This is a genomic window from Bradyrhizobium sp. TM239 (genome assembly GCF_036247985.1).
GTDB lineage: Bacteria > Pseudomonadota > Alphaproteobacteria > Rhizobiales > Xanthobacteraceae > Bradyrhizobium > Bradyrhizobium ottawaense.
Window position 1 is genome coordinate 17,666 of the sequence record NZ_BTIR01000035.1, and the last position, 13,611, is coordinate 31,276.

The 13,611-nt window shown below is 60.4% G+C and carries 12 protein-coding genes; 11 read left to right on the forward strand and 1 reads right to left on the reverse strand.

Annotation, left to right across the window (positions count from 1 at the left end):
• The first annotated feature begins 13 nt into the window (after positions 1-13).
• From AABA84_RS34615 to AABA84_RS34635, 5 genes are read left to right on the forward strand one after another with little or no spacing between them, the layout of a single operon-like run.
• Positions 14-928, forward strand: a complete 915-nt coding sequence (locus AABA84_RS34615) for a class I SAM-dependent methyltransferase (RefSeq protein WP_212252398.1) — start codon at positions 14-16, stop codon at positions 926-928.
• A gap of 12 nt (positions 929-940) precedes the next feature.
• On the forward strand, positions 941-1,276 hold the full coding sequence (locus AABA84_RS34620) for a hypothetical protein (protein ID WP_246550949.1): 336 nt from the start codon (positions 941-943) through the stop codon (positions 1,274-1,276).
• Entirely contained in the window at positions 1,254-3,458 is a 2,205-nt protein-coding gene (locus AABA84_RS34625) for a peptidase domain-containing ABC transporter (RefSeq protein WP_212252396.1), read from the forward strand. The genes AABA84_RS34620 and AABA84_RS34625 overlap by 23 nt, the downstream gene beginning before the upstream one ends.
• Positions 3,455-4,882: an HlyD family type I secretion periplasmic adaptor subunit gene (locus AABA84_RS34630; protein WP_433960990.1), complete on the forward strand. Its 1,428-nt coding sequence runs from the start codon at positions 3,455-3,457 to the stop codon at positions 4,880-4,882. The genes AABA84_RS34625 and AABA84_RS34630 overlap by 4 nt, the downstream gene beginning before the upstream one ends.
• 26 nt (positions 4,883-4,908) lie before the next feature.
• A complete protein-coding gene (locus tag AABA84_RS34635) occupies positions 4,909-6,129 on the forward strand; it encodes a hypothetical protein (protein ID WP_246550946.1) in 1,221 nt (406 codons plus the stop codon).
• On the opposite strand, the gene AABA84_RS34640 is transcribed toward AABA84_RS34635, so the two are convergent.
• Positions 6,126-7,013, reverse strand: a complete 888-nt coding sequence (locus AABA84_RS34640; RefSeq protein ID WP_212252394.1) for a glycosyltransferase — start codon at positions 7,011-7,013, stop codon at positions 6,126-6,128. The genes AABA84_RS34635 and AABA84_RS34640 overlap by 4 nt on opposite strands.
• A 176-nt stretch (positions 7,014-7,189) precedes the next feature.
• On the opposite strand from AABA84_RS34640, the gene AABA84_RS34645 reads away from it, so the two are divergent.
• From AABA84_RS34645 to AABA84_RS34670, 6 genes are all read left to right on the forward strand, one after another.
• Positions 7,190-7,984, forward strand: coding sequence for a WecB/TagA/CpsF family glycosyltransferase (locus tag AABA84_RS34645; protein WP_212252392.1), 795 nt, complete (start codon positions 7,190-7,192; stop codon positions 7,982-7,984).
• A gap of 3 nt (positions 7,985-7,987) precedes the next feature.
• Positions 7,988-9,112, forward strand: a complete 1,125-nt coding sequence (gene wecB, locus AABA84_RS34650) for a non-hydrolyzing UDP-N-acetylglucosamine 2-epimerase (protein WP_212252390.1) — start codon at positions 7,988-7,990, stop codon at positions 9,110-9,112.
• Positions 9,105-10,367 carry a UDP-N-acetyl-D-mannosamine dehydrogenase gene (wecC, locus tag AABA84_RS34655; protein WP_212252388.1) on the forward strand — a complete coding sequence of 421 codons (1,263 nt, stop codon included), beginning with the start codon at positions 9,105-9,107 and terminating at the stop codon, positions 10,365-10,367. Before wecB ends, wecC begins: the two co-directional genes overlap by 8 nt.
• Before the next feature lie 70 nt (positions 10,368-10,437).
• Positions 10,438-11,499, forward strand: a complete 1,062-nt coding sequence (locus AABA84_RS34660) for a Gfo/Idh/MocA family protein (RefSeq protein WP_338314342.1) — start codon at positions 10,438-10,440, stop codon at positions 11,497-11,499.
• A 31-nt stretch (positions 11,500-11,530) separates the two neighbouring features.
• Positions 11,531-13,021 (forward strand): oligosaccharide flippase family protein, encoded by a 1,491-nt coding sequence (locus AABA84_RS34665; protein WP_338314345.1) that lies wholly within the window; start codon positions 11,531-11,533, stop codon positions 13,019-13,021.
• A gap of 31 nt (positions 13,022-13,052) precedes the next feature.
• Positions 13,053-13,574 (forward strand): acyltransferase, encoded by a 522-nt coding sequence (locus AABA84_RS34670; RefSeq protein ID WP_212252384.1) that lies wholly within the window; start codon positions 13,053-13,055, stop codon positions 13,572-13,574.
• Positions 13,575-13,611 lie beyond the last annotated feature (37 nt).

The following is a 13,611-nucleotide window of genomic DNA, read 5'->3' on the forward strand; positions in this document are numbered from 1 at the left end:
GAAAGGGGAGTTCATGTCGAGCCTATCTAGGACTATCGCATCGCCGTTCGCGCTGGCGAGACGTGTCACGCCGCAGCCGGTGCGGAGCGTGCTTCGCGCCGCATGCGACCGGTTCTCATATGCAGTGGCGGGGCTACCGCCGCGGCGTCTGCGGGCGTGGATTTCGCCGACATGGTTTGATTTTCACGATACCGGACGGGATCAGTTGGAGTTCTTCGTCGAGATGGCCGGTCTGCGGCCGTCGCATCGTGTTCTTGACATCGCGTGTGGCGTCGGCCGTCTGGCCATCCCCCTCACCACATATCTGAACGGGAGGGGAAGCTATGACGGCTTCGACATCAAGGAAGAGCTGATTGACTGGTGCCAGAGCAAGATCAGTGCCCGGCGGCCCAACTTCCAGTTCCAGCTTGCGAGGGTCGCAACGCGGTGGAGCCCGAACGAGCAGGTATCGGTGGACCGATATCGATTTCCCTATCCCGATGGTCGATTTGATTTCGCTTACGCCGGCTCGATTTTCACGCACATCTTGCCCGGCGGAGCCTGCAATTATCTGGAGCAGGCCGCGCGGGTCCTAAGGCCTGGTGGCCGGCTGGTGGCGACTTGGCTGGTCTATAACAAGCGCACCCTCGAACTGACCCAGACGGAGGGCAGCGTGGAGCGTAGCTGGAAGTTCGATCACGGTGAGTTCCGCGTGAAGGACGACGATCAGCCAGAAGCGTCGATCGCCTACGAGGAGGGAGCCATTCGCCGCATGTACGCCGAGGCGGGCCTTGAGATCCTGGAGCCGTTGCGTCCGGACGCCTCCTACAATGGGGCCCGAATTCCCCACAATCGCTCCGAGGGCATTCATCTGCATCATTGCCTCTGCGTCATAGCAATGCGCCCGAATGACACGAGCAGACTAGGCCATCCATCTCAACCGAAATAGGGAAGCAGGCTGATGCATACAGAGCTCTATACAGACGGGATTGACGAGGTCACAATTGGCGGGTCGATCGTGCGAGTGGACCTGGTCAGTCTGTCACCCACGGAACGTGATGCCAACAACGCGCCCAAGAAAGTCTTTCGGCAAAGGCTGATCTTTTCCGCGGAGTCGTTCGCGAACTCTGTGGAGGTGATGCAGAACGCGCTTCAGGGTCTGGTCGATGCCGGCGTCGTCCAGCGCTCTCGGCCCAGGGCGCCGATGGTCGCGCCACAGACGAGCGCGCGAGTCGAGCCTGCCTCGTCAGTTTCGGACAATTCACGATCTCCCAATGTCTCAACCAATTTCCGTTGAAATCGAGAGGTTCGAACCGGAGCTGCCCTCGTCGGAGGACGAACCGGGTCGGGCTGCTCAAACCGCCCTTGAATGCCTGTCCAGGATCGCTGCCCATCACGGCATCGATCTACCTCCCGACCGGCTGCGGCACGCCTATGCCGTCGACGAGGCCGGCATCTCGACCGATCTCTTGCTGCGCATGGCCCATGATGCGGGCCTTCGCGCCCGCACGGCGCAGCTCGATTGGAAGGCGATATGCCAGCTCGGCGAAGCCTATCCGGCTCTCGTCCAGCTCTCGAACCTCAATTGGGTCCTCGTGGTCGGCGCCGGGCCGGAACGCGACGCTGTAACGGTCTTCGATCCTCTGGCGGAGCGGAGGGGAGAGCACCTGCTGGTCGATGCGGATCGCTTTTGCGCTATGTGGTCCGGAAAGGTGGTTCTGTTCAAGCGCGAGAGCGCTCCATCGCAGGGCAAGAGGCCCTTTGGGCTGCGCTGGTTCATACCTGAAATGCTGCGGGAGTGGCGGCTCTTTTCCGACGTCGCAATTGCTGCGGTGTTCCTCTATGCGCTCGGGCTGGCGCTTCCGATCTTCTTTCAGCTCGTCATCGACAAGGTTCTTGTCCACGAGAGTCTCACGACGCTCTACGTGCTTTCTGCTGGCGCGATCCTGGCGCTCTGCTTCGACGCCGTCTTCAGCTTCTTGCGGCGGTACCTGCTGCTCTATGCCACGAACAAGATCGACATTCGGGTCGCGACCAGGACGTTTCGGCATCTTTTGGGACTTCCGGTAACGTTCTTCGAGCGCATCTCGGCTGGCGTGTTGGTGAAGCACATGCAGCAAGCCGGACGAATCCGTGAGTTTCTGACCGGCCGACTGTTCCTGACCGCCTTGGACGCGCTCTCGCTTTTCGTCTTTCTGCCTGTTCTGGCGCTATACAGCATCAAGCTGACGTGCGTCGTGCTGGCCTTCACCGCCATCAGCGCGAGCGTGATCGCTATTTTGATGGGACCGTTCCGACGGCGGCTCTACCAGCTTTATCAGGCCGAAGCCGGGCGCCAGGCGCTCCTCGTCGAGACCGTGCACGGCATGCGTACCGTGAAGTCGTTGGCCATGGAGCCCGGCCAGAGCAGGACATGGGACGATCGTTGCGCGCAGTCGGTCTCGATGCGGTTTGGCGTCGAAAAAATCTCGGCGGGCGCTCAGGCCTTGACCGGTTTCCTCGAGAAGATGATGACGCTCGGCATCGTCGCACTTGGTGCGCTCGATGTCTTCGGCGGCGAGATGACGATCGGCGCACTTGTCGCCTTCAACATGCTGGCGGGACGCGTTTCGGGGCCGCTGGTGCAGATGGTGACCATGGTGCACGAATATCAAGAGGTTGCGCTCGCCGTTAAGATGCTGGGCGAGGTTATGAACAGGGAGCTGGAACGAGACGGTCGTCGCGAGGGCCTGCGGCCGGACTTCGCCGGGCAGATCGAGTTTGAAGACGTCACGTTTCGCTATGGCGAGGGAACGCCGGCGCTGGAAGACGTGTCGTTCTCAATCGCTCCCGGCTCGATCTTCGGAATTGTCGGCCGGAGCGGTTCGGGCAAGACGACACTGACACGCCTTATTGCGGGAATGTATCCGGTTCAGCAGGGATTGGTGCGCATCGACGGTCACGATTCGCGCGAGATCGATCTCGCCCATCTGCGGCGGAATCTCGGGATCGTGCTCCAGGACAATTTCCTGTTCCGGGGCACAGTGCGCGAAAATATCGCCTGCGTGAAGCGCGACGCCCCATTCGAGGAGGTGGTCCGGGCGGCTCAGCTCGCGGGCGCCGACGAGTTCATTGAGCGGCTGCCGAGGGGGTTCGACACGATGCTCGAGGAGCAGGCATCGAACCTGTCGGGCGGGCAAAAGCAGCGGCTGGCCATCGCGCGGGCCCTGATCGTCAATCCGCGTATTCTGATCCTCGATGAGGCCACCAGCGCGCTGGACTCCGAGAGCGAGGCGATCATTCGTCGCAATCTGCGACGGATCGCGGAGGGACGGACCGTCATCATCGTATCGCATCGGCTTTCGATGCTGTCGGACGCAAGCCAGATTTTGGTGATCGACCGTGGACGGATCGTCGATGTGGATCGTCACGATGCACTGCTCTCGAAGTGCACCTTCTACAGGCATCTCTGGAATCAGCAGACGAGGCAGATCGCATGAGTGCGGCTGAAAAGACCAGGGCTGAAGCGGTCCCGGGCGGATCCGGGCCTCCGTCCGGTTTACGGACGAGACGCCGGCTCTTGAGGTCCGCGCCCGCAGGTCCTCGCATTGTCGCGCAATTTCAGTCAGACGCAGCCGAGATCGAGCAGCTGATGCCACCGCGTGTCGGACGGATCACGCTCTATTGTGTCGTCGCCCTGATCGCTGCGGCGGTCACATTCGCATGCGTGTCTCGCGTTGATATGATTGTGACTGCGCAGGGCAAGTTGATCACGACGCGTCCCAACCTGGTCGTGCAGCCGCTGGAAACGTCGGTCATTCGGGAAATTCGGGTCAAGGCCGGCGAAGCCGTTAATCGCGGTGACGTGCTTGCGGTCCTCGATCCGACATTCTCTCAAGCCGATCTTGCCCAACTGCGCGGCCGCCTGGCGGGTCTCGACGCCTCCATCGGCCGGCTTCGAGCCGAGTTGGATGGCACGGACTACGGCGTCGATGAGACGGCGAACGCCGACCAGGCTCTGCAGAGAAGGGTATTCCTCCAGAGGAAGGCGGCTTACGACCTTCAGATCCAGAACTATGACGCGCAGATTGCGTCCGCAGAGGCCAATCTAAAAACGGCTCAGAACGAGGAGTTGGTCCTGGCCCAGCGGCTGGACACGATGCAGTCCATTGAAGCCATGCGAAATGCGTTGATGGCCAAGGAGGTCGGCTCAAGACTGAACTTCCTGCTATCACGGGATGCGCGGCTGGAGGTCGAAAGCAACCTGGCGCGGGTCCGTGGCAGCATCGTCGACAACACGCATCGCCTGGACAAGGCCCATGCGGACCAGAAGGTGTTCGCCGCCGAGTTTCGCCGCGCTGCCTATCAGGAACTGGTCGAGACGTTACCAAAGCGCGATGGAACTGCCGAAGAGCTCAAAAAGGCGGAGCTCCGCCGGCAACTGATCGTGCTGAATGCACCGGCGGATGCGGTGGTACTCGACATTGCCAATCGGACCGTGGGTTCGGTGGTCCGCGAGGCCGAGACTTTGTTTGTGCTGGTTCCTCGGGACGAGACGCTCCGGGCGGAGGTCAACGTGGAGGGGAGGGATATCGGGCAGGTGGCGGTCGGGCAGGCCGTCCGAGTGAAGTTCGATGCATTTCCATTTCAGAAGTACGGCACCGCTACTGGCGAGATCGGAGTCATTAGTCAGGACTCATTCTCGCCAGAGGTGAAGGCCGAAGGTGTGCGCCGGTCATCAGCTCCCTATTACCGCGTACTGATCGATCTGCGGGACACGCACCTTCGGCTGCCGTCCGAGCGCGCCCAGTTGATGCCCGGTATGGCAGTCACCGCCGAGATGAAGGTCGGACAGCGAACGGTGATTTCATATTTCCTCTATCCCCTGCTTCGCGGCTTGGATGAAAGCATCCGGGAGTACTGAGCCGAATTTACAATGGTGTACTGGAAATGATGATCAGTCCGAATTCTGGTGTGAAATTCATAGTGCCCGCTGGAGCGAAGGCGCCGTTATCAAACTCGCCCCTTGTGAACTACGCGTTGCGGGGGCTTGAACGGTGCTGGTTGCCCGCGGAGCGTCGTTGGTCGCATGTTTATCACCTCGACCGGCCCGCTTCGCCGAACGAGTCGCTGCCGCATAGCGACGTGTTCTACACTCTCAACGTCTTGCTTGGGATGTCGCGGGTCGCGAAACTTCCAGCTGATATTGATCTCCCGGAGATCTTCTATCGAAATGCCATTAGGCTTACCGCGCTCCCCGTGCGCAAATATGCGTTCGGCATGGCGCTGTGGGCCGCCGCCGAGCTCCGCCTTCCCGTTCCGGAGCCAGTCAGGCGCGAGCTGAAAGCGGTTCTCTCGGATCAGTCGCGGTGGCAGGCTTTTCGGGCGCAGGATCTTGGCATGCTGCTGACGGGTGTCATCGCCCAGGCGAGGGAAGGCGAGAAGGAGTGGCTATGCTTCGCCGACCCGCTCTACCGATTCCTGAAGGAGCGTTTCCATGGCGATTCCGGATTGTTCTTCGACGCGCCGTCCGGTTTCCGTCGCCGTTTCGCATCATTTGCGACGCAAACCTATCTCTCCATCGCCTGCTACCAGTACGGGGAATTCACCGGCGATGCGTCCGCGCTCGTCATGGCCGACACTTGCGTGCGCGATCTGATCGCGCTTCAAGGCCCACAAGGCGAATGGCCGTGGTTCTTCGACGCGATGAGCGGCCGCATCCTCGATTTCTACGAGATCTATTCGGTCCATCAGTATGGAATGGCCCCCGCGCTGCTGGAATGGGCCGAGCGCTTTGGACGACGGGGAGCGCGGGATGCTTTGGTCAGGGGATTCAACTGGGTGCTGGGTCACAACCAGCTGGGTCGGACCATGCTCGTGCCTGAACTGAGCCTGACGATCCGTTCGCAGGTCCGAAAGGGTGAACTGACGACCAAGGCGCCGCGGGTATTGCGCGCGATCAAGAACGTCTGGCTCGAGAACGGGGGAGAGCTGATCGACAGCCAAGATGTGGGAGTTCGGCTCGAGTGCCGCAGCTACGAGCTGGGTTGGATTTTGTGGTCATTCGGTCGGCGTACCGACTTGCAGGATCTCAGTCACCACGTCGCATTCGAACAGTCAGCGTGCCCGGCCGGCAGCGAGCCGCGGAGCAACGGCAGCGCGCTCGGCTAGCGATTCCAGACAACCGTGCCCTCTCTCCGAAGTAGGGCCAGCATCTTGGTCGTTCGATGGCTGCGAACCGCGCAGAGCACGGCAATCGCCTTGAGGCGGGCGCTTATCCCATGGAGGCTTCCGCTCGTCAGTACAGTGATGGCGCCGACCGCCGGTGATGCGAGGACGAGCAGGGCCGTGGCAAACCAGCGCAGCTGCCAGCCGCGCGCCGCCTGCGCCGTGTTGCGGTAGTGCGCGATCTGGCGGTCCCATTTCGCGTAGAGCTCTCGAAGAGAGCGTCGCGCAGGGTGAAACACGACCATCCCGGGAACGTAGCGGAATTCGTGGCCGGCGCGGATGGCCATTTGTCCCCATTGCATATCTTCCGCGAACTGAATGCCCGGGAAAGGTCCGATCTTCGCAAAGTCGGCGCGGCGAACCGCAAGATTTGCCGTGACGGAGTAACCGTGCCTGGTGACGTACAAGCGATTGCGAAAGCCAAAAACGCTTTCGTAGGCTTCGATCGCGGTGAAACGCCCTTCGACGGCAGGCCTGATGCGGACCTCTCCGCCAAGGATCGTCGCCGGCCCGACCTGCTGGAACGCCTCATGGATCGCGGTCAGCCAGTCCGGATGAGCCCGGCAGTCGGCATCCACAAAAGCGAGGATATCGCCTCTCGCGCAAGCCGCGCCTGCGTTTCGCGCCGGACCAGGGCCGGGATGCGCTTCGTGCTCCAGCCTGGCGCCGGAATGGCCGGCAATGACGTCTATGGGCGACACGGCCGAGCCGTTGTCCACCACGATGACCTCGAACAAGTCCCGTGACAGGGTCTGCGCATCCAGGCTTCGCAGACAGGCTTCCAGGGCGTCGGCCTGATTGAGATGGGGAATAATGACCGAGATCATTTGTTGATGCCTCTATTTAATCCTCCCTGGCCTACGGCATGCCTGCCGGCCGATATTTCCGCGTCCATCGAGGAGGTTGATGCATTTAATCCTTGCAATTAAATGTTATCGAATTATTATCGTTATTATAATCTTAAATGCAACTTAAACAAATTGCGTTTTGGAGGTCGGTTCAAATGCGTGCATCGTTCCTGGCGTGCCCAATCGACCTGCTGACAATGGCGGAAACCGTCGAGCTCGCGCGCGGCGCCATGCGGTGCCGCCGACGGCTGCAACATGTCGCGCTGAACGTCGCCAAATTTGTCAACATGCGATCGGATCCCATGCTCGCGGCCGATGTTGCCAACAGCGACATCGTCAGCATCGACGGCATGGGAATTCTCTGGGGCGCCCGAGCCCTGGGTTTGCCGGCGAGGTCACGGGTCGCCGGCGTCGATCTCCTGGCCGAGTTGCTCGCGGTATGTGCGCAAGAGGGTTACAAGCCCTATTTCCTGGGAGCCACTCCCGCCGTCCTGCATCAGGCAATGCAGCATGCGCGAGAGAGATATCCCTCACTCGTCTTCGCCGGCTGGCACGACGGTTACTTCAAGCCGGAGCAGGAGAGGGACGTCGTGCGGGACATCCAGTCCAGCGGGGCCGATTGTCTCTTCATCGGCATGCCTACACCACGGAAAGAGCGCTTTCTCGCCGTCCATCGTGACGAGCTCGGCGTACCCTTTATCATGGGCGTAGGCGGAGCGTTCGATATCCTTGCGGGCACCGTTCAGCGCGCGCCGGCGCGGATTCAGAGGCTGGGCCTCGAATGGCTCTACCGCATCTATCAAGAGCCCGGGCGGATGTGGTGGCGATACGCCACAACGAACACGTTGTTTGCGAGCATCCTGGTGCAAGCGCTCGTCAAGCAAGCGTTAGGGCATACATTTGGCACGCCGGGCGCCGTGCCGCGGGGCCCGAGCCGGATCGGAGGGTGAGACGTGCGGAAGCATTTTTTCATCCTCTTGGGAACCCGACCAGAAGCAATCAAACTCTTTCCGGTCATCAACCGACTCAAGGCCGAGAACCGCAAGGACATTTCGCTGACGATCTGTGCGACGGCCCAGCATCGACAGTTGCTTGATCAGGTCCTCAAGCTTGCCAAGGTAGTTCCGGATTTTGATCTGAACGTCATGACGGCCAATCAGACGCTGGATCATCTGACGGCCCGGTTGCTCGGAGAAATCGGTGAGCTCCTCGACAAAGTGAAGCCTACCAGGGTCATTGTCCAAGGCGACACGGCGACCGCCATGGTCGGCGCGTTGGCGTCCTATTACCACCGGATACCGGTTTCGCACATCGAGGCGGGACTGCGCAGCGGCGACATCTTCGCTCCGTGGCCCGAGGAGGTGAACCGCAAGATCGTCGGGTCGATCGCCGATCAGCATTTCGCCCCGACAGAACGCGCGGCGCGCGCGTTGCGCTCTGAAAACGTCTCGGACGACCGCATCCACGTCACCGGCAACACGGTGGTGGACGCGCTCATCCTCGCGAAAGCCATGGTCGAAGCCGATCCGGGGCTTTCGTGCCGCTGGGACGGTATCAAGAAGCGCCACGGCAATCGGCGCATCATTCTGGTGACTTGCCACCGCCGGGAGAATTTCGGCGGCGGTGTCGTCAACATCGTGAACGCGTTGGAAACGATCCTGTGCAGGGAAGACGTCGCTGTGGTGCTCCCCGTGCATCCGAATCCGAATGTCCGCGACTTGTTTGCGGCCCGATTGTCGGATCACCCGAGGGTCGTCCTCATTTCTCCTCAGGAATACACGGACTTCGTGAGCCTGCTCTCGTTGTCCCACTTGGTCCTGACGGATTCAGGTGGAGTCCAGGAGGAGGCCCCCACCTTCGGTAAACCAGTCCTGGTGATGCGCGATACCACCGAGCGTCCTGAGGGGGTGGAGGCCGGGACGGCGCGCCTGGTCGGTGCGAACTACGACAAGATCGTAGCCGAGACATTTCGCTTGCTCGACGATGACGAGACCTATGCCGCCATGGCCCGTTCGCATAATCCGTTCGGTGACGGGCACGCGAGCGAGCGTATCGTGAAGGTGCTTCTCGATGCCTGAATTTCAGAAGATCAATGTCATTGGACTTGGCTATATCGGGCTCCCGACCGCAGCGCTGATTGCGAGCCGGGGACTGCAGGTGGTCGGTATCGACACCAATGAGCGCATCGTCGATACGGTCGCATCCGGAAAAATTCACATTGCGGAGCCCGATCTCGATGGTCTCGTTTCCAAGGTCGTATCGAGCGGTGCACTGACGACCTCCACCAAGCCGCAGCCTGGCGACGTCTTCATCATCGCAGTGCCGACGCCGATCGACCACGAAAACCGTCCAGACCTTTCAAGCGTCAATGCCGCAGTCGACCAGATCGTCGACATCCTTTCGCCGGGCAATCTCGTCATCCTCGAATCGACGTCGCCGATCGGGACCACTGAGGCCATAGCAAAGCGAATCGTCGAACGCAGGCCGGATCTGCACATAGGTGTCAACGGCAAGGAAGACGGAGCGATTTACATCGCCTATTGTCCGGAACGCGTGTTGCCGGGGCGGATTCTGACCGAGCTTATCAACAACGACAGGTGCATAGGGGGAATTACGCCAACCTGCACGCGGCGTGCTCAACGCTTCTACAAAATGTTTGTTCGCGGTGCCTGCGTGGGGACCACGGCGCGTGCAGCCGAGCTGGTCAAGCTGACGGAAAACGCGTTCCGCGATACCAACATAGCATTCGCGAACGAGCTCTCGTTGATTTGCGAGAGGTTCGACATCAATGTCTGGGAGGTGATCGACATCGCCAACCGCCATCCTCGCGTAAACGTATTGCGGCCAGGACCGGGAGTAGGCGGGCACTGCATTGCGGTCGATCCCTGGTTCATCATCGACTCCGCACCAGACCTCGCTCGGGTGATGCGAACAAGCCGGGAAGTCAACAACGCCAAAACTCAGAGGATCATCGAACGTACAGAGGCGCTGATCGACGATCATCCCTATGCAAACGTCGCTTGTTGTGGATTGACCTTCAAGGCCAATGTCGACGATTTGCGTGAAAGTCCTGCGATGGAGATCGCCACGCATCTAGCGGCAAAGTACGGAGAACGAGTCAAGGTCGTTGAGCCGAACCTTCGCCGTCTGCCGCCTCAGTTAGCCGATCACCGTGTCGCTTTCGTGAACATTGAGGAAGCTCTGCGCAGCTGCGAAATCGCGGTTCTCCTCGTCGACCATGACGAGTTCAAGATGGTGCCCCTATCGGAGCGCCGACATCTCGACGTCATAGATACCCGGGGCATATGGCAGGACATGCCAGCGCGGACCTAATGCCCGGCGCGAAGTGGTCGCCGGCAATGGAGTGATCTGAGGCCTACCTTCTGGATGCATCGAGGTTAGCATGCGAGACAGTCAACTGGGAATCGGCGTTGTGGGGTGCGGCTATTGGGGCCCCAATCTCGTTCGTAATTTCTCGATCAATCCTGCCACCCGCGTCGTCGGCGTGAGCGACCTCCACCCAGGGAGGCTCGGCGCGATGAAGCAGCTTTACCCTGCCGTGGAAACGACCTCTTGCTATGAAGATTTGCTGAAGGACGTCCGTATCGATGCAATCGCTATCGCCACGCCGGTGCATACGCATTACGAGCTGGCGATTGCGGCGTTGAGAGCCGGAAAGCATGTTCTGGTCGAAAAACCCCTCGCGCCGAGCGTTGAGCTCGTGACTCGCTTGATCGAGGAAGCAGATCGGCGCAGGTTGACGCTCATGGTCGATCATACCTTCCTCTACACGCCGGCGGTCCAGAAGATCCGGGAACTCCTGCTGAGCCGAGAGCTTGGCGACATCTACTACTACGACAGCACGCGCGCGAGCCTCGGGTTGTTTCAAAAGGACGTAAATGTGATCTGGGACCTGGCGGTGCACGATATCTCGATCATCCACCATATCCTCGATGAAGCGCCGATCGCCGTCTCGGCAACCGGCTCGTGCCACGTTGCCGGCTCGCCGGAGAATATGGCGCACATCACGCTGTTTTTTGCCGGCGCATGCGTGGCCCACGTCAGCGTCAATTGGCTGTCGCCCGTCAAGGTGCGCCAGACATTCATCGGTGGCAGCAAGAAGATGATTGTCTACGATGATCTCGAGCCGACCGAGAAGATCAAGGTCTATGACAAGGGAATTACGCTCGACGCGCCCCCCGAAGATGCACATCAATTTCGGATCGGATATCGCGCCGGCGACATGTGGGCTCCGCATATCTCGCCCACGGAGGCGCTACAGACGGAGGTCGAGCATTTTGTCGATTGCGTGCGCACCGGTGGCCAACCGATTTCCAGCGGCGACTCCGGACTTCGCGTGATCGAAGTTCTGGAAGCGGCATCGTGCTCGATCGCAAAACAGGGGGCGCCGGTATTGCTGCGCGAGCCTTACGGAACCCGGCAGCGCGCCAGAGCGATAGCATGACGCGCGCCGCGACCCAGCTAACTTGACCGACATGACAGACGACGCAATGAAGTCCGTGCAGCGCTCCATTCTGTTTTCAGCGCTCGACCGTTACGTCGGCCTGCTGCTGGTCTTTGTCGCGACCGCCGTGCTAGCCCGTTTGCTGTCCCCGGAAGAGTTTGGCATCTATGCCGTCGTGAACGCCGTCACGTCCATCATCGCGGCCTGTTTCCAGGAATTTGCAGGTGCAAGCTATCTGATTCAGAAGCGAGAGTTGTCGCGCGCGAGTGTGCAGACCACGTTCACGATTACCCTCATGATTTCGGCTGCCACGGCTTTCGTGCTGTTCGTGTTTGCGCAGCCGATCGCGCGCTTCTTCGAGCTGGACCGCTTGGGCCGAGGGATCGAGGTTTCCTCGCTAAATCTTCTCTTGTTGCCGTTCTCCGGAACCATAGCCGCATTGTTCCGTCGTGAGATGCAGTTTGGCGTGCTCGCAATCTGTAACCTCGCGGCTGGTACGACGATCGCTGTCGTTTCGGTCGCCCTCGCAATGGCCCACTTCAGCTACATGGCCCCGCTCTGGGGAGGGGTGGCCGGCAACGCGGTGCTGGCCGTGATGCTGCTGATATGGCGGAGGGATTTCGGTGCGATGCGGCCATCTTTGGTCGATTGCCGAGAGATCGTCGGCTTCGGCCTCTACTCGGGCGCGGTGAGCGTTGTAAATGTGTTTTTTGGCCTGGCGCCCCAGCTGTTTCTGGCGAGAGTGCTCGACTTCACCGCTGTCGGTCTTTACAGCCGTGCGACCGCCTCGACACAGATATTCGACAAGCTGGTCACGCAGGTGATAAGTCCGGTCGTCATGCCGGCAATCGTTGCGCGAAGCAAGGCGGGTGGTGATCTCAAGGCCGTCTATCTCGAGGCCATCCAGCTGCTCTCCGCCGTGCAGTGGCCGTTCCTGGTATTTATGGCGATCATGGCCCGGCCAATCATTCTGATCTGGCTCGGCCCGACGTGGCTGGAGATCGTCCCGCTCGTGCAACTGCTCTGTATCGGCAACCTTGCGCTTTTCGCGGCCTGCCTGACCTACCCGATGTTTGTTGCGGTCGGAAGGGTGCAGGATGCCCTGATCTCGTCGCTAATTTCGCTGCCACCATCACTTCTGGTGATCCTGGGCGCATCGTTTCTCGGCGTGCACGCCGTTGCGGCGTCCGCTCTTGTGACATTGCCATTTCAGGCAGCGGTTGCATTCTATTTTCTGGGGCGGCAACTCGGCCTTCGGCCCGCCGAATTTGTACGCCCCCTGCGGAAAAGCGGAGCTGTAACGGTTCTGGTGATTGCCGGTGCTTCTATTTGTGCAGCGCTGACGGAAGCTGGAGGCCTTACCTCGGGGGCTGGGTTGGCGTCAGCCTTCTCCGTGGCTGTGCTGTGTTGGTGGCTTGGACTGATGGTCACTGGGCACCCGCTCTTGCAGCAGTTTCACTTCGCCGCAGCCGGCTTGGCGAGAATGGCGCCGGGGCTGTGGCCTTCGCGGACGGCGCCATAGCGGTTCTACGACATCATTCGGAGTGCGGGACATGCCTATTACACAAGACGTAGAACTTGGTCGCGATGTCCGTATCCTCCACCCGGAACTGGTCAATCTGTACGGCTGCACAGTTGGCGATGAGAGCAGGATTGGAGCTTTCGTCGAAATCCAGGCGGGAGCAAAGATTGGTGCGCGGTGCAAGATATCATCGCACAGTTTCATCTGCGAAGGCGTCACGATCGAGGACGAAGTGTTTATCGGTCATGGCGTGATGTTCACGAACGACAAATATCCGAAGGCGACGACCGCGGATGGTCGTCTTCAGCAAGCTTCGGACTGGACATTGCAGCGCACTCACGTCGGCAAGGGGGCCGCCATCGGTTCCAACGCCACCATTCTATGCGGTGTCACGATCGGTGCGGGTGCGGCCGTTGGCGCGGGCTCGGTCGTGACGAAGGATGTTGCCCCGGGTGTCACCGTCGCGGGAGTGCCCGCTCGGACCATGTCCGCAGTCGGAAGCACGGCCGTCGCCGATTGTGCCTTCATCAGCGAGTCTCACAGACCAGATTGAATTGGTCGGCATTTATTTGTTGAAATGTCGCTTGATT